Here is a 16,002-nt window from a genome sequence, read left to right as displayed (position 1 = left end):
AAAGAGTTTTAAGTGATGTTAAAGAGTAAAAAGAAGAATTAGAAAGAAGAATTAATCTTCTATTCTAATCATTGCAGGTTCAGCTGTTACAACACCTGCTTCTTTAATTTCAGCAAGTGCTTTATTTATATTACTTTCAATAGAAATATGTGTAGATAGTAATATATGTGCACAAGTTTTATTTAATGGTTTTTGAATCATTTTTTCAATAGAAATATCATATTTACTTAGAATATTTGCAACTTTTGCTAATACACCAGCTTTATCTTCAACTCTAAGTCTTAAATAATATTTTGTTTGAATATCGTCTTTACTCATTAGTTTTAAATCTTCACCATAAGAAGCCTCAAAACCAAGCATTGGTGAACCTTTTCCACGTCTTGCAATATCAACAATATTTGCAACAACAGCTGAAGCAGTTGCATCTCCACCTGCTCCTGGTCCATAATACATTGTTTCACCAACTTTATCACCAATTACAGATACACCATTCATAACACCTTCAACTTTTGCAATCATTTGCGAATTTGGTATTAATACAGGATGAACTCTAAGTTCGATTTGATTACCAATTTTTTTAGCAATTGTTAATAATTTGATTGAATAATCAAATTCAGATGCAAAATCAATATCTTCAGGTGAAATATTTTCAATACCTTCAATTAGAATATCTTCAGGCTTTGCATCAATTCCGTAAGCAATTGATCCTAAAATTAGTAATTTATGAGCAGCATCAAAACCACCAACATCAAATGTTGGATCAGCTTCTGCATATCCTAATTCTTGTGATTCTTTTAAAATAGTGTCATAATCAACACCTTCTTGAATCATTTTTGTAAGCATATAGTTACAAGTACCGTTCATAATACCTTTGATTGATAAAATATTATTTGCAGTTAAACCTTCTCTTAATGCATTAATAATTGGAATACCACCAGCTACTGCTGCCTCATATTCAAATGCAGTATCTCCAGCTATTTCTTGTAATTCATATCTATGATAAGCTAGTAAAGCTTTATTTGCAGTTACAACAGCTTTACCTTTTGCTAAAGCTTTTTTCACTACTTCATAAGGTTTTTCAATTCCACCCATAAGTTCAACTACAATATCAATTGAATCATCATTTAAAATATCATCAATATTATCAGTTAATTTGATAGAGACATCTCTTTTTTTGTTTAAGTTTGAAACTACTCCTAGAACAGGCTCAATCTCAATACCAGCACGTGCAGTAATAATATTTTTATTATCTCTTAAAATATTTGCAACACTAGTTCCAACTGTTCCTACTCCAATAATTCCTACTTTTAACATATTATTCCCTACCCTATTTTTATTTTTCTAATGATTTTAAATATTTCTTAATATTTTTTGCTGCTTGTCTAATTCTTTTTTCATTTTCAATTAGTGCAATTCTTACATAACCTTCACCATAGTGACCAAATCCAATACCAGGACTAACAGCTACTTGTGCTTGAGTTAATAATTGTTTTGAAAATTCCATACTTCCTAAATGTTCAGCTACTTTTGGGATTTTTGCCCAAATAAACATAGAAGCATTTGGTGTATCCATTTCCCAACCTGCATCTTTAAATGCATCAATCATAACATCTCGTCTAAATCTATATTTTTCAACATGTTCTGCTACACATTCTTGTGGTCCATCAAGTGCTACAGTTGCAGCTACTTGAATTGGTGTAAACATTCCATAATCAAGCCAAGATTTGATTCTTTTTAATGCTCCTACAAGTTTTTCATTACCAACAATAAATCCAACTCTCCATCCTGCCATATTATATGATTTAGATAAAGTAAATGATTCAACTGCAACATCAAGTGCACCCTCTGCTCCAAATATTGAAGGACTTTTATATCCATCAAAAGATATATCAGCATACGCAATATCAGAAATTACATAGAATCTTTCTCTTTTTGCCATATCTACAAGTCTTTGATAAAATTCTGGTGTAACTGTTGCACATGTTGGATTATGTGGGAAGTTTACAACTACAAATTTTACTTTAGGAATTGATTCATCAAGTGTTTTTTGTAATCTTTCAAAGAATATATCTTCATCAACTTTATAATCATGACCAAAAGAAAGTTCAAACTTATGAATAGCTGCTCCACTTAACATAAATGCATACGAGTGAATTGGATAAGTTGGATCTGGAACTACTGCTACATCACCAACATTTACAATTGCTTGAACTAAGTGAACATAACCTTCTTTAGAACCCATTGTTGCACAAGCGTGTTTATCAGGGTCTAGGTAATCAACACCATATTTTCTTTTATACCAGTTACAAATTGCAAGTCTAAGTTTATATATACCAGCACTTACAGAATAACCGTGGTTTTTCCCTTTATCTGCTGTTTCTTTTAATTTATCAATAATATGTTGTGGTGTAGGACCATCAGGATTTCCCATTGAAAAATCTATTATATCTTCGCCAGCATGTCTAGCTTCCATTTTTATATTATTAACTTCAGCAAACACATAATTTGGAAGTCTTTTCATTCTTTCGAACTCTATTTCATTAAACACTTACTACTCCTTTGTAATACTAATCCCTCGCTTTAAGTTAGCAAGAGAATACAAATCATCTATTTTTATATATGTTGTATTATTTGGTACATCAATACTTAAATTATGATGTAAACTATCATCTTTAAAACTTTCTATAATATTTAAATCATTATCATAAAAAATTACATTTGGATACCATCTATTTCCACTATTTGATACTATATTTAAGCTAGTAGCATTTTCAACTTTTACTATATATGGTTTAAGTGGTTTTTTTAATGATAATTGAGAGTTACTTATTAAGTCATTTGCTTTGTAAATCACTGAATTATCACTATTTATAGAATATTTCCAATCATATTTGCCCTCTTTTTTTATAAAGCTTACTTTACAATTATTTCTTGCAAGTGCTTTTGATAACCTAAGAGGGTTAATGGCGGCTTCTGTTTTTAATTTTATAGTCCAAATATATTTGTTTTTATCATATTTAGCATCTTGAACAAGATAGTAATAATAACCTAAAGATTTTAGTGTATCTTGTAGAATCATAAGAGATTTTTTTGGATTGTCACTTATTTTAAATGAAATATTTATATATTGAGATGAACCATATTTTAATTTTAATAAACCATTACTTTGCAATGTATTTGTTAATGCTATATAATTTACTTGTCCATTAGTATAGTATGTAGAACTATTTCCATTGAAAATATAGTTGATTAGGTTTTTATTTGTATTATAAGTACTTGAACCTATTATATTTTCAACTTCTGTATTTATACTTGCATTCAATACTACAGTAGAAGATATTATTAAAATTAATTTTTTTAGCATAGTGAATCTCTTATCTTTTTAGATTATAAATTAATATCCCAGCTGCTACAGATACGTTTAAAGAATCAAATTCATGTTCCATTGCAATTGATACTTTTAAATCAAGTTTTTTAGCAACTTTTGGAGAAATACCTTCACCTTCACTTCCTAAAAATAGTGCAACTTTATCTGTTTTTTCAATCTTTCCATATTTTTTTAGATCAATACCATCCATTGTAGCACCAATCAAGGTAAATCCACAATCTCTAAGTTCACTTGAAAGATCAGCTGATCTTGGATGAACCATAAAAGGTAAATCAAGTAATGCTCCAGAACTTGTTCTTACAATTCCTGCGTTATTGATTGTTTTTATATTTGATGCAATTATTCCTTCAATTCCCATTGAATACGCAGTTCTTGCGATTGCTCCAATATTACCAACATCTGTAACACCATCTAAAACTAAAATAAAGTTCATATCTTTGAACTCTTTTATTGGTGCATAGTCAAATTGAACAAGTTTTAAGAAGAAACCTTGATGGTTTCCTCCTTTTGCTAAGGCTTGTGCTTTTTGATTATCAACTTTATAGATTACTTTTTTTAAGTTTGCAAACTTAGAAAATAGTTTTTTATCTATTTCTTTTGAAAGAAAAACTTCTTCAATTAATTCGGGGTGATTTTCAAGTACGTATAGTACGATTTGTTTTCCATATATTATCATAAAGTGATTCTATCTAAAAGTTCTTGATAAACCTCTTTTGTAGATTGTCCTGTTAGTTTAGATATAAGTTTTGCTTTAACTTTTGGAGCTAAAGGAAGGTCTTGTATATCTTTTAATTCAAGGTGTGAACCTGTTATTTCTAAAGGTTCAATAACAACAACCCATTCACCTCTTATGTTTATACTTTTAAACTCTTCATATAATTTTGATGCAGTATCTTTATATGTAGTTTGATGTAATTTTGTTATTTCTTTTGCTAAAAATATTGTTCTATTTGGGGCTTGTTTATTTAATTCTTCTAATAATTTACCTAATCTATGTGGTGACTCATAAATTATTGCTAATTTATCATCATTTAAAATGGCATTTAATTTTGAAGTTCTTTCACTTCCTTTATGAGCTAAAAAGCCATGGAAAGAAAAAGTAGTATGTGTAAATCCACTCATTGCATAAGCAGTTAAAACAGCATTTGCACCTGGTAATACATCATATTGTATGTCATTTTTTATACAAAAATCAACTAGAGTTGCACCTGGGTCTGAGACACAAGGCATTCCTGCATCACTTACATAAACAACATTTTTAGTAAAAGTTTCTTTTGATAATGTTTCTAGGACTTTCTTTTCATTATGAGAGTGGTAAGATTTATACTCTTTATTTGAAAAGTCTAGATTATTTTTTTCACCTAAAAGTGAAAGTAGTTTTTTTGTGACTCTTGTATCTTCACAAAAAATTAGTTCGCACTCTTCTAGGACTTGAAGAGATCTTTTTGAGATATCTTCAAGATTACCTATTGGAGTGGGAACTAAGCAGAGCATAAAGTTCTACTACTTTGCAGCAGCAGCGTATTTAGCTTTGAATTTCTCAACTCTACCAGCAGCATCAACAATTTTTTGCTCACCAGTAAAGAATGGGTGACATTCTGAACAAATATCTATTCTCATAGTTTCAACATTTGATTTAGTTTCAAATGTATTACCACAAGCACAAGATACTGTACAAGTTTTGTAATCTGGGTGTATATCTTTTTTCACGCCATATTCCTTATATAAAATTAATGTAAAATAAAAGGTCAAGTCTATGTTGCCCTTTATTAAACTCTTAGAACGCGGATTATAACTAAAAAAACTTAAGAATCTCTGAATTTAAGCTTGTTATAACTCCAGATGTTTGTTGATTATTAAATTGACCTTTGTTAAAGGTGTTTTGTCTTTTAGCAAGTTTAGTTGTATTTAATGCGATTTTTTCTTCCAATTGTTTTTTATCTAATCTACCATCTAAAAATTCTAGGGTTTCTAAAATACCAATAGATGACATGCTATTTGGCTTTCTTGAATATTTTTTTTCTAAAAAAATAACTTCATCAATAATTCCATCTTTTATCATTACTTTTGTTCTTTGATGAATCCTTTTTTTTAATTCTTCTTTCTCCCAAATAATTTCAAATAATTTAAGATCTTTAGTAATTGGAATCTTAGGATTTTGTAGAAAATATTCACTTGGAGTTAGATTTGTCTCTTTATAAATTGCGTAAGCTTTTTCAACTCTATACTTATCATTTCTTTTAATTCTTGACATATAATCTTCATCAAGTGAGTATAATAAATCATAAACTTCACCAACATTTGAATCTAATTTTATTTTTGATTTAACACCTGTAGATAAGCCTTCTATTAAAGCTTTTAGATAGAATCCTGTTCCACCTACTATAATAAGATTTTTATTATTCTCTTGCGCATATTTTTTTGCTTTTTTATAACAATCGATAAACTTGATTACATCATATTCTTCATTTGGATAAACTTCATTTATTCCAAAATGAATAATATCCCCTCTTTCTTCTTTTGTAGGTTTTGCAGATGCAATATCAATATCTTTATATACAGATAGAGAATCAAGTGATAATATAATTGAGTTTGTTTTATCTGCTATTTCCAAGGATAAACCCGTTTTACCTGAAGCCGTAGATCCTATAATTGCAATTTCTTTCATTTTATTCTACATCTTTTGTTTTTTTGCAATCTTCTAATTTTTGATTTAATTTATTAATTTCTTGTTCTTTTTTTATTAATGTTTTTAATAGTCCTGAAACATTTTGATCGTTCGATTCGGTAACTTCTGTTTGTACTTTTGAAGAACAAGCTGTAAAGAAACTTGTTATAAATAATAGTATAAGTGTATATTTTAGTATTTTCATTAAATTTTTCTCGGCCTTTAAAATTAAAAACAAAAAGCGTCAACGCTTTTTGTCCTTATTATACTATAAACCTAAAGATTTTAGAGTTTCTAAAGTAAGAGCACCTTCATTTAATTTGTTTACTCTTTGATATGCTTTTACAGCAGCCTTAGTTTCTGGTCCATAAACCCCATCAATATATGTAATTTTGAATTTTTTTGCTTTTAATGCTCTTTGTAAGTGAGCAACTACGTCTGTTGTAGTATTTGTTTCACAAAGAATTGGTTGCCATTTAAGATATGAATCAGCAACTTTGATTTTTGTTGGTACTTGTGTATAAACAGCAGGGATAATTGTCTTAATTTCTTTTGCCGGACTTACAAGTTCTCTTGTTTTAACCATTTTACAAATGGCAGGAATTTTTATTTCTTTTGTAGTAGCTGGAGTTGCTACAACTTTTTTTGTCACTGTTTCATAAACAGCAGGGATAGTAACTTTTTTAGTAATTGTAGGAGTTTGAATTTCTTGTGTTGGCACAGTTCTATAAACAGCAGGAATTTTTATTTCTTTACTAGTAGCTGGAGTTGCTACAACTCTTTTTTCTACTGTTCTATATACAGCTGGAGTTTTAACTTCTTTTGTATGTGCAGGTTCATCAATTACTTTTGAAGTAAGTGTTTTGTAAACAGCTGGTACTTCAACTAAACATAAAATATCACCAGTTGAATTATCAACTTTTTCAATTTCTCCTCTACCTTTTTTCCATGTAGTATATGCAGGTTTAATTAAAATCTTTTCAGTAACAGTCTTGTATGTTGCAGGCACTGTTACTAATTTAGTTTTTTCTGGTTCAACCATTACTGTTTCTTTAACAGTTTTATAAGTTGCGGGAACTGTAAGCAATCTTGAAGTTTCTTCAGAAGCTAGTACTTTTTTTGAAGCTTTTTTATATGTTTCTGGCACAACAATTAATTTAGTTGTTTCAGGTTTAATTAAAATTTTTTCAGTAACAGTTTTGTAAGTTGCAGGGACTGTTATCAATTTATTAGAAGCTTCTCTAATTGTAACTTTTTTTTCAACAACTTTATAAGTTGCGGGAGTAATAGAAATATTAGTTCTTGATTCTTTTAGCATTTTTTGAATGTTTTTAGTCTCATATTTTGCGGGAACTAAAACTTTTGCATAACATTCGCCAGCTACAGCATTTGCAGGAACTAAAGAGTTACTTACGGCATTTTTGTCATTTGCTTCAATATTCATTGCCTGAATTGAGTTTAATGCTCTTGTTTTATCTAGTTCTAATTGAGAGATCTTTGCATTTTGTGCTTCAATTTCTTCTTGTAATTGCATTACTTTATTAGATGATGTATTCATTGTATCTTTTGATGTACAACCAGTCATTCCAATAACAGTAAGTGTTGCTAATATTGCAGAATTTCTTAAATAATTTGACATTTTTATCCCTTTAAAATTTAGGTTAATCTTAACAAAATAATCATAAATATTACTTTAAAATTAGATATGATATGATACGGTATAATATCATACTTATCAAATTCTAGGAGAAAAAATTGAAAAAAATTATCATATCAACATTAGCAGGATTTATAGGAGCTGTATCTTTAAGTGCGGCTGACTGCATAATGGTTAAGGATTTAAATGTTCAGTTTAAGAATGGTTCTACTATTTATTCTAATACATTAGAGATGAAAGAAATAAAAGAATATGCTCAATTTTTAAAAGAAAGTGATTTATTTACGGTTATTGAAGGACATACAAGTTCTTTGGCAGATGCTAAATATAATTATGATTTATCATCAAGAAGAGCCAATAAAGTTAAATCTGAATTAATTAAATTAGGTGTTAGTCCCTCAAAAGTTAAAGCAATGGGATTTGGTGAATCAACTCCTTTGTATGATAATAATACAAAAGCAGGTGCCGCACAAAATAGAAGAGTAGTTGGTGAAGTATTTAATACATCTACAGAATTAATAAATTATATTACAGATCAAAAAAACAGAATAGAAAAAATTAAATATAAAGAACAATAGAAACTTGTAAATAAATAAAGGCTAAATTTAAAGTCTTTATTTATTATTCTTAGATAAAATCCTCTCCATGGAAAAAATCTTAAAAAAACTTAATGACTTCAATGAACTAGTAATGTTCAAACACTCTATATTCTCTTTACCTTTTATTTTTATTGCAATGGTAGTTGCAGCTAATGGTTGGTTTGGGTTTAAATTAATGCTTCTTGGTATTTTAGCAGCACTAACAGCTCGAAATTTTGCTATGGGATTTAATAGATATATGGATAGAGATATTGATGCACTAAATCCAAGAACAATAAATAGACCAAATGTTGATGGTAGAATCTCAGCTAATCAAATGTTAATATTTACACTAGCTAATGCTGTAGGATTTATAATAATTGCTTATTTCGTAAATGACTTAGCTTTATATTTATCAATACCTATTTTATTGGTAATTGGTTCTTATTCATATTTTAAAAGATTTTCGTATTTAGCTCATATTATATTAGGAATATCTTTAGGACTTGCACCAATTGCTGGAGTTGTAACAGTTTTAGAATATATACCTTTATGGAGTGTATTTTTAAGTATAGGAGTTATGTTTTGGGTTGCTGGATTTGATTTATTGTATTCCTTACAAGATATAGAAGTTGATAAAAAATTAAATCTTCATTCTATTCCTTCAAGATTTGGTGCTAAAAAAACAATGCTAATATCAAAAGTATTTCATACACTAACTGTATTTTTCTGGTTGTTATTTGTAATAAATTCAAATAGCTCAGCTTTTGCATATTTTGCAGTGATAGTAAGTGCGCTGATGCTGTCATATGAACATTATCTTGTAAATAAAGATTTTACAAAAATAGATAAAGCATTTTTTACTGTAAATGGATACTTAGGAATTGTATTTTTTATACTTATAGTCTTAGATAATATATTTTTTTAATAAAATAAATATTATCTAAGTTTTTTATGGTATAATTCCGGACTTATTTAAATGCGTCTGTGGCTCAACTGGATAGAGCACTGGGTTTCGGCCCCGGCGAGAACTCAAGACCCCACTATATAGGCTCTATAGCTATTTCTTAAGATACAAATACACAATCTAATACACACACTTTCAGTTGTTAAATCATCATTCGTTAGCCTTAAAGGGTTACATTAATGGTCACTAAAACTACATACATTTACAAGACTAAATCAGGCTTCAAGTTTAGAGTAAGAATACCAAAGGAACTAAGGTTTTACTTTGATGATAAGCTAGAGATTACTAAGAGCATTAAAACTGATAACTTTAAGAATGCAGTGAAGGTTGCTAGAGCTTATCATGTAGAGTTTGATAAGTTGATTGTTTCTCTTAAACTTAGTCACTCTGATAAAGCACTCACTAAAGCATTAGTACAGAACTTTTACCTCAATATCCTGAACATGAAAGTAGGCTCTTCAACTACTGTAGAGGCTAACAGAGAGGTTAACTATTCTTATGCAATAGATAAGTTCATTAAACACCTAGAGGGCTCTGAGACTCTGTCAGATAAGAATAGAGATGAAATGATTAGATTCTTTGATGACTTACTTAGGTACATCTGTAAGCAGTTAGTATTGAAGATTGTTGATATTGATGACCTGAACTACATCAAGAGTAAGCTTAAAGAAGTACCAAAGAGAACTAAGCAACCCTATCGCTCAATGACACCTAGTCAATTACTTAATACTAAACTACTAAGTGAAGATGATAAGGTAAGCACAACTACACTAAAGAAGTACCTCAAGTGGGTTAGAAGGTTCTTTAAGTTTTGTCATGCTTGTAGGTTCATTGATATTGATATAGCTCCTTTCCTAGAGTCACCAAAGAGTGAGCTTTCAGCACAACTAGAGAGAGAAGCTTTCACAGTGGATGAGGTTAAGAAGTCATTTACTGTAATGGATAAGGTTATTGATGATGTTAACTTAAGGCTTATCTATAAGATTCTTGCTTATACGGGTATGAGAATAAGTGAACTATCAAAAGCTGAACTAACCCTAGAGGACACAATATACTACATAAACCTCAGCGAAGATATTACAACACTTAAGACTAAATCTAGTCATAGAAAGATTCCCTTACACAATGACCTTATCATGCTTGATGTGCATAAGAAGTATAACAGACTCAAGGGACTCTTTAGGGATGAATTTATAAGTAGGAAGTTTAGGGAGAAGGTAAAACCTCTTGTTACAGATAACCCTAGAAAGGTTCTGTATTCTTATAGGCATACTCTAGCTACACAGTTGAAGTACACTGAAGTTAACCCTTTAGTCATCTCTGAGCTACTAGGACACTCTCACAGTGGTATGACTATGGGTAGATATGCTAGTAGGTATCCTTTACCAATACTGAAGGAAGCTATTAACAAGCTAGAGTATAGCTAGGAAAGGGGTTACTGAAAATCTAGTAAACGGGTCACTTCTTCTTAAGTAATTCTAAACAAGTTGTATACAGTAAGAGTGTAACTTTTGCATCATCTATAGCTCTATGAGCATTCCCTTTATCAATACCTATGTAGTCTGCAAGAGCTCCAAGTTTATAACTTTTTAAATGAGGAAATACATCTCTTGAAAGCTCTAGTGTATCTATAGCCTTGCTTATAGAAAACTCTATACCTTCTTGCTTCATGTTATGTCTAATAAACCCTAAGTCAAAAGGAGCATTATGTGCTACTATTACATTATCTTTTGCAAATTCACTAAAGCTTACTAAGGCCTCATGTAGAGTTATTCCATCTTCTAAATCACTATCAGTAATACCAGTTAAGTCTTTTATTTTCTTTGGTAATTTATTGTCTATTTTTATCATAGTATGGAATGTTTGGTGTTCTTTATCATTTATATTATTTATCTTTATTGCACCAATCTCAATTATTTTACAAGTTTCTTGCTTTAGTCCTGTAGTTTCAATGTCTAATACAATAAAGCTATCAGCCTGATTCTTACGATATATTTTCTTACTATCTCTGTCACTATACGTTTTCTTACTTGCAGTGTTGTTTGGTTTTTTTCTTATGAAGTAATACCAAATCAAATAACAAACTACCAATACTACTAATACTACTTCCATAATTTAATCCCTTATATATTTATGAAAAGTATTCTACCTAAACAACACTAAAGTCATACTAAAAAATTATAAAAATATCTGTGAGGTCATATATATGTAAACAGCTCGAGTATTTTCCCCCATAGCCCTTTTTCAATTCTCCTATACTCAACATATAACTATTCTTTAAGTAATCTTTAAGTGTATAGCTCTGCCTGAAGGCCTTTGTTTTATTTTACCTAAGTAATTGTATAGGTAAACTATTTGTAGATGCTCAGGCATATTATATATACACCTATGACTACACTTAAGCTAATCCTTTTTGTTTATTCCTATTCGTTTTCTACCTTAACCACTTGACAGATTACCTCTATTTTTGTTAAGATTTCATAACAGTTCAGTTGAAGTGTTACAAATGCAAACCTTAAAGGAGTCACTAAATGCCTATCTATTCGTACATGAGACTATCTACAGATGAAGATAAACAGTCAAACTCATTCGAGATACAATCACAAGCTATTACAACTTATGCCAAAGCTAATGGTCTAGAACCAATCGTTAAAACATTCAAAGATACTAAGAGTGGAGCTAAACTTGAACAGAGGTTAGGGCTTATGGAATTACTAAACACAATCAAGAAGGATGATAAGGTTATTGTTCAGAAGATTGATAGGTTATCTAGAGATGTTCTTCAGATGGGTTGGATTAGAACTGAACTAGCTCGTAAAGGTTGTGAACTTGTAATTATTGATACTAAGAATGACAATAACGACCCTATGGCTAATCTAATGGAACAGATAGTAACTGCTTTTGCTGATTATGAAAGACAAATGATTAAGTCTAGGATTCAAGCAACAATGGACTTGAAGAAATCCAAAGGTGAGAAGTTAGGTGGAGCTATACCTTTTGGCTTTGATGTTATTGAACAAGATAAGAAGAAGGTATTATTTAAGAATGACGTAGAGCAAAAGGTAGTAGCTTCAATCAAGAGATACAAAAGCAAAGGCTTATCACTTGGAGCAATAGCTAAGAAACTTAATGAACGAGGAATTACTACTAAGAATGGCAAAGAGTTTCAGTCAATGCAAGTTAAGCGAATACTAGATAGGTAATATTAACCACAACTTATAAACACACTTAAATAAAAGCATATACGAGCCTATGAAGAGCTTTAGTCACCCTCACATGACTGATTGTATTCTTCAACACTTTAGCTAGGCTCAGGCACTCTCACAGACAATTACTTTAGCTTACAAATAACATCATTTCAAGGTTATCTAAAGATTTCTACAGATACCTATACTTGGGGTCTAGAGTTTACGACTCCCCATAGGAAAGAGGGAAAGTGAAGACACACTAAAGTAACACTAAAGATGACCTATAACAAAGTTAAGGAAGAAGACTAAATAAGATAAGAATAAGTAACAGCTAAAGTAAGACTAAAGTAACACTAAAGTAGAGCTATAGTAAGACTAAAGATGACCTATAACAAAGTTAAGGAAGAAGACTAAATAAGATAAGAATAAGTAACAGCTAAAGTAACACTAAAGTAGAGCTATAGTAAGACTAAAGTAGAGCTAAAGTAAGACTAAAGTAAAGACCTAAGGTGGACACATTGATAATGATTATCATTAAGACTACAGATGAGCTAAAGTAGAGCTATAACAACCTTATTCATAATACCTAATTATATCATAAGATAACTATAGATGACTTGAGGTTCACTTACTACGTGGTTGTCATATACTGCTCCTATTTGTTTTTAGTGTTTCTGTCAGAGCATCTTGAAGCCACTTTAGCTATCAACTAATGCAATCTATAAGCCTCACTATAGTTAAGGCCCTCAGTATGCTCTCACAGACCTACAAACACATCTATTAGTTTATTATGGTATGACCTAAAAGGACATGATGGTATATATACTTGAAGAAAACTTTAGTTACTTAGGTTGAGGTAGAGTGAGACTTACTGTAATACTAATAGTGATAATTTATAAGATGAGAATAAGGTTAACTGTAGATGAGCTAAAGTAGAGCTATAACAACCTTATTCACACCCTAAACATAAACACCTAGAGTGATGTCATAAGATAGCTATAGATGGCTTTATGTCTTACTTACTACGTGATTGTCTTATACTATCTATTTAATTTAGTATCTCTGTAGCTCTGCCTGAAGGCACCTAAACCATTAACCAATGCAATCTATAAGCCTCACTAGAGTTAAGCCCTTCAGTATGCTCTGACAGACCTACAGCAACCTTCTTCTTAATACATTAGATATACTCATAGTGATGTAGCCAAAATGGATACTTTAAACTTAAATAGAGTTGAAGGGGAAAAGATATAGCAATGAGAATAAGTATCTCTGTAGCTCTGCCTGAAGGCATCTATACCATTAACCTATGCAATCTATAAGCCTCACTAGAGTTAAGACCTTCAGGATACTCTCACAGACCTACAGCAATCTTGTTCTAATACTTATAGACCTAGCTTTAGGCAGTTGTCCAAAATAGACATCTAGTGTGTTAACGGTATAGGGTAAGAATAAGTGTTTCTGTAGCTCTGCTTGAAGCCACTTTAGCTATTAACCAATGCAATCTATTAGCCTCACTATAGTTAAGGCCTTCAGTATGCTCTGACAGACCTATAGCAACCTTGTTCTTTATGCTAAAGGACTTCATCATACTCAAAAGTGAGTAACGAGCTATAAGATAAGAATAAGTGTTTCTGTAGCTCTGCTTGAAGCCACTTTAGTTATCAACTAATGCAATCTATAAGCCTCACTATAGTTAAGCCCTTCAGGATACTCTCACAGACCTATAGCAACCTTATTCTCACTTAATACTCATTAACGAATCTGTTAGTGAGCTGTAGGTGATAAGGTCTAGGATTAGAATAAGTGTTTCTGTAGCTCTGCCTGAAGATACCTATACTATTAGCTAATACAATCTATAGGCCCCACTTAACTTAAGGCCTTCAGTATGCTCTGACAGACCTATAGCAACCTTATTCTAATACTTATAGACCTAGCTTTGGGGTTTTAGCCAAAATGGCGATAACCTCAGGTGAACTTGAAGAAAGTTAAGAGAGCTAAAGTCAGAACTGTTAGTTAACTTTGGTTGGCCAAAACGGACACCCAATGTGTAATGTGATGAGGTATAGGATTAGAATAAGTGTCTCTCTCAGAGCATCCTGAAGCTATTTAGTAATACAATCATAAGCCCTTAGGTGACTTAAGCCCTTCTAGGTTCCTCACAGATGACCTACAGCAACCTTGTTCTCATCCTTAACACTAAATATACTTATAGTGATAGCTAAAGAGCCTAGCTTTGGGGTTTTACGAGAAACTCGTATTACGTATGATAAGGCTATGAAGAAGGTAAGCACTTTATTGTCACTGCAACAGAACGTGACAGTGCTAGTTATGACAAGAGAGGTGTAGTTAATAATTGGATAATGACCTATAACTTAACTAAGAAACAAGCTATAGCAATGAGAATAAGTGTCTCTATAGCTCTGCTTGAAGCCACTTTAGCTATTAACTAATGCAATCTATAAGCCTCACTAGACTTAAGCCCTTCTAGATGCTCTCACAGATGACCTATAGCAACCTTATCCTTATACTTAGTAGTTTTCTACAAGTGTCCATTTTGGACATCTGTTATGTTAATGGGACGGTCGCTAAAATGTCGAGCGTAAGTTAGGTATGACGGTAGCCATAATGGATAGACGTGTGTATAGCAATGAGAATAAGTGTCTCTGTAGCTCTGCCTGAAGGCACCTATACTATTAACTAATGCAATCTATAAGCCTCACTATAGTTAAGCCCTTCAGGATACTCTCACAGACCTATAGCAACCTTATTCTCATACTAAACATATATACAAATACAGATGAGCTATAGCAACCTCAATAAGTTTTATAGGATTACCTTATCGTCAACCTTGACGAAAACTCAGAGAAGTAGTTAGGTAGAGATAAGGTCAAGATTACATTATTAACAAAACTGTTAGTAATAGAAACCCTGATAGTGGATAAGGTATAGCAATGAGAATAAGTGTCTCTGTAGCTCTGTCAGAGCATCCTCAAGCTATTAAGTAATGCAATCTATAAGCCTCACTATAATTAAGGCCTTCTAGATGCCTCACAGATGACCTATAGCAACCTTATTCTAATCCTGAACATAAATACTTATAGTGATAGCTTTGGATGGTTGTCTCAAATACAGACACCCTTTATACAAGTAGTAATGTGATTGGTATAGCAATGAGAATAAGTGTCTCTTTAGGTCTTCTGTCAGAGCATCTTGAAGCTATTAACTAATGCAATCTATAGTCCTAAGATGACTTAAGCCCTTTAGTATGCTCTCACAGACCCTAATATATTCACATATAGGTAATTCATTAGTTTTATAAGAGGTTCTTAAAGTTAATCACAGTAGAATACCATCCGTTAACGATACACAATCTGATACACAAAGTGTTGATTAAGGTATTTAACAAATAACTACAAACCCCTATAGAAGGGTCTTAAATGCGTCTGTGGCTCAACTGGATAGAGCACTGGGTTTCGGCCCCGGCGGTTACAGGTTCGACTCCTGTCAGGCGTACCATTTAGAAGCCCGATCTAATCACTGTTTACAGTGTTTAGGT

14 protein-coding genes and 1 tRNA gene are annotated in these 16,002 nt (G+C 31.3%); 5 read left to right on the top strand and 10 right to left on the bottom strand.

Annotated elements, in window-relative coordinates; all coding sequences use genetic code 11:
• Positions 1-51 precede the first annotated feature (51 nt).
• The 9 genes from D9T19_RS08060 to D9T19_RS08020 form a co-directional block, all read right to left on the bottom strand.
• Positions 52-1,314, bottom strand: a complete 1,263-nt coding sequence (locus tag D9T19_RS08060) for a homoserine dehydrogenase (RefSeq protein ID WP_121627715.1) — start codon at positions 1,312-1,314, stop codon at positions 52-54.
• A gap of 19 nt (positions 1,315-1,333) precedes the next feature.
• The gene (locus tag D9T19_RS08055) at positions 1,334-2,548 is read right to left on the bottom strand and encodes an LL-diaminopimelate aminotransferase (protein ID WP_121627714.1); all 1,215 of its coding nucleotides are present in this window, start codon (positions 2,546-2,548) and stop codon (positions 1,334-1,336) included.
• Positions 2,549-2,551: 3 nt separating this feature from the next.
• The gene (locus tag D9T19_RS08050) at positions 2,552-3,364 is read right to left on the bottom strand and encodes a hypothetical protein (protein WP_121627713.1); all 813 of its coding nucleotides are present in this window, start codon (positions 3,362-3,364) and stop codon (positions 2,552-2,554) included.
• 10 nt (positions 3,365-3,374) lie between these two features.
• A complete protein-coding gene (rlmB, locus tag D9T19_RS08045) occupies positions 3,375-4,064 on the bottom strand; it encodes a 23S rRNA (guanosine(2251)-2'-O)-methyltransferase RlmB (protein WP_121627712.1) in 690 nt (229 codons plus the stop codon).
• On the bottom strand, positions 4,061-4,882 hold the full coding sequence (gene rsmI / locus D9T19_RS08040; RefSeq protein ID WP_121627711.1) for a 16S rRNA (cytidine(1402)-2'-O)-methyltransferase: 822 nt from the start codon (positions 4,880-4,882) through the stop codon (positions 4,061-4,063). The genes rlmB and rsmI overlap by 4 nt, the downstream gene beginning before the upstream one ends.
• A gap of 9 nt (positions 4,883-4,891) precedes the next feature.
• Positions 4,892-5,098: a 50S ribosomal protein L31 gene (rpmE, locus tag D9T19_RS08035; RefSeq protein ID WP_121627710.1), complete on the bottom strand. Its 207-nt coding sequence runs from the start codon at positions 5,096-5,098 to the stop codon at positions 4,892-4,894.
• Between the two features lie 85 nt (positions 5,099-5,183).
• Complete coding sequence (miaA, locus tag D9T19_RS08030) at positions 5,184-6,056, bottom strand: tRNA (adenosine(37)-N6)-dimethylallyltransferase MiaA (protein ID WP_121627709.1); 873 nt, start codon at positions 6,054-6,056, stop codon at positions 5,184-5,186.
• A 1-nt stretch (position 6,057) separates the two neighbouring features.
• Positions 6,058-6,261 (bottom strand): hypothetical protein, encoded by a 204-nt coding sequence (locus D9T19_RS08025; protein WP_121627708.1) that lies wholly within the window; start codon positions 6,259-6,261, stop codon positions 6,058-6,060.
• A gap of 63 nt (positions 6,262-6,324) precedes the next feature.
• Positions 6,325-7,695 (bottom strand): peptidoglycan-binding domain-containing protein, encoded by a 1,371-nt coding sequence (locus D9T19_RS08020; protein ID WP_121627707.1) that lies wholly within the window; start codon positions 7,693-7,695, stop codon positions 6,325-6,327.
• Positions 7,696-7,811: 116 nt separating this feature from the next.
• Between D9T19_RS08020 and D9T19_RS08015 the strand changes: the two genes are divergently transcribed.
• The 3 genes from D9T19_RS08015 to D9T19_RS08005 all read left to right on the top strand — a co-directional run bounded on the left by D9T19_RS08015 (position 7,812) and on the right by D9T19_RS08005 (position 10,685).
• Positions 7,812-8,291, top strand: a complete 480-nt coding sequence (locus D9T19_RS08015; RefSeq protein ID WP_121627706.1) for an OmpA family protein — start codon at positions 7,812-7,814, stop codon at positions 8,289-8,291.
• Positions 8,292-8,358: 67 nt separating this feature from the next.
• Positions 8,359-9,219, top strand: a complete 861-nt coding sequence (mqnP, locus tag D9T19_RS08010; RefSeq protein WP_121627705.1) for a menaquinone biosynthesis prenyltransferase MqnP — start codon at positions 8,359-8,361, stop codon at positions 9,217-9,219.
• 218 nt (positions 9,220-9,437) lie between these two features.
• On the top strand, positions 9,438-10,685 hold the full coding sequence (locus D9T19_RS08005; RefSeq protein WP_121627704.1) for a site-specific integrase: 1,248 nt from the start codon (positions 9,438-9,440) through the stop codon (positions 10,683-10,685).
• Between the two features lie 31 nt (positions 10,686-10,716).
• Here the strand turns inward: D9T19_RS08005 and D9T19_RS08000 are convergent, their stop codons facing one another.
• A complete protein-coding gene (locus D9T19_RS08000; RefSeq protein WP_121627703.1) occupies positions 10,717-11,370 on the bottom strand; it encodes a 3'-5' exonuclease in 654 nt (217 codons plus the stop codon).
• A 419-nt stretch (positions 11,371-11,789) separates the two neighbouring features.
• Between D9T19_RS08000 and D9T19_RS07995 the strand changes: the two genes are divergently transcribed.
• Both D9T19_RS07995 and D9T19_RS07990 read left to right on the top strand, forming a co-directional pair.
• The gene (locus D9T19_RS07995) at positions 11,790-12,461 is read left to right on the top strand and encodes a recombinase family protein (RefSeq protein WP_121627702.1); all 672 of its coding nucleotides are present in this window, start codon (positions 11,790-11,792) and stop codon (positions 12,459-12,461) included.
• Positions 12,462-15,885: 3,424 nt separating this feature from the next.
• Positions 15,886-15,962: transfer RNA gene (locus tag D9T19_RS07990), tRNA-Arg, on the top strand.
• Positions 15,963-16,002: the final 40 nt, after the last annotated feature.

Origin of the sequence: Poseidonibacter antarcticus (genome assembly GCF_003667345.1) — a bacterium.
GTDB classification, from domain to species: Bacteria; Campylobacterota; Campylobacteria; order Campylobacterales; family Arcobacteraceae; genus Poseidonibacter; species Poseidonibacter antarcticus.
Note: the sequence above shows the minus strand (reverse complement) of the source record. Positions and strands in the feature narration are given on the sequence as shown.

Coding starts and splice junctions, on each gene's coding strand:
- D9T19_RS07995 (WP_121627702.1), top strand. CDS start 11,790: ATGCCTATCTATTCGTACATGAGACTATCTACAGATGAAGATAAACAG.
- mqnP (WP_121627705.1), top strand. CDS start 8,359: ATGGAAAAAATCTTAAAAAAACTTAATGACTTCAATGAACTAGTAATG.
- D9T19_RS08050 (WP_121627713.1), bottom strand. CDS start 3,364: ATGCTAAAAAAATTAATTTTAATAATATCTTCTACTGTAGTATTGAAT.
- D9T19_RS08025 (WP_121627708.1), bottom strand. CDS start 6,261: ATGAAAATACTAAAATATACACTTATACTATTATTTATAACAAGTTTC.
- D9T19_RS08005 (WP_121627704.1), top strand. CDS start 9,438: ATGGTCACTAAAACTACATACATTTACAAGACTAAATCAGGCTTCAAG.
- miaA (WP_121627709.1), bottom strand. CDS start 6,056: ATGAAAGAAATTGCAATTATAGGATCTACGGCTTCAGGTAAAACGGGT.
- D9T19_RS08000 (WP_121627703.1), bottom strand. CDS start 11,370: ATGGAAGTAGTATTAGTAGTATTGGTAGTTTGTTATTTGATTTGGTAT.
- D9T19_RS08020 (WP_121627707.1), bottom strand. CDS start 7,695: ATGTCAAATTATTTAAGAAATTCTGCAATATTAGCAACACTTACTGTT.
- rlmB (WP_121627712.1), bottom strand. CDS start 4,064: ATGATAATATATGGAAAACAAATCGTACTATACGTACTTGAAAATCAC.
- D9T19_RS08060 (WP_121627715.1), bottom strand. CDS start 1,314: ATGTTAAAAGTAGGAATTATTGGAGTAGGAACAGTTGGAACTAGTGTT.
- rsmI (WP_121627711.1), bottom strand. CDS start 4,882: ATGCTCTGCTTAGTTCCCACTCCAATAGGTAATCTTGAAGATATCTCA.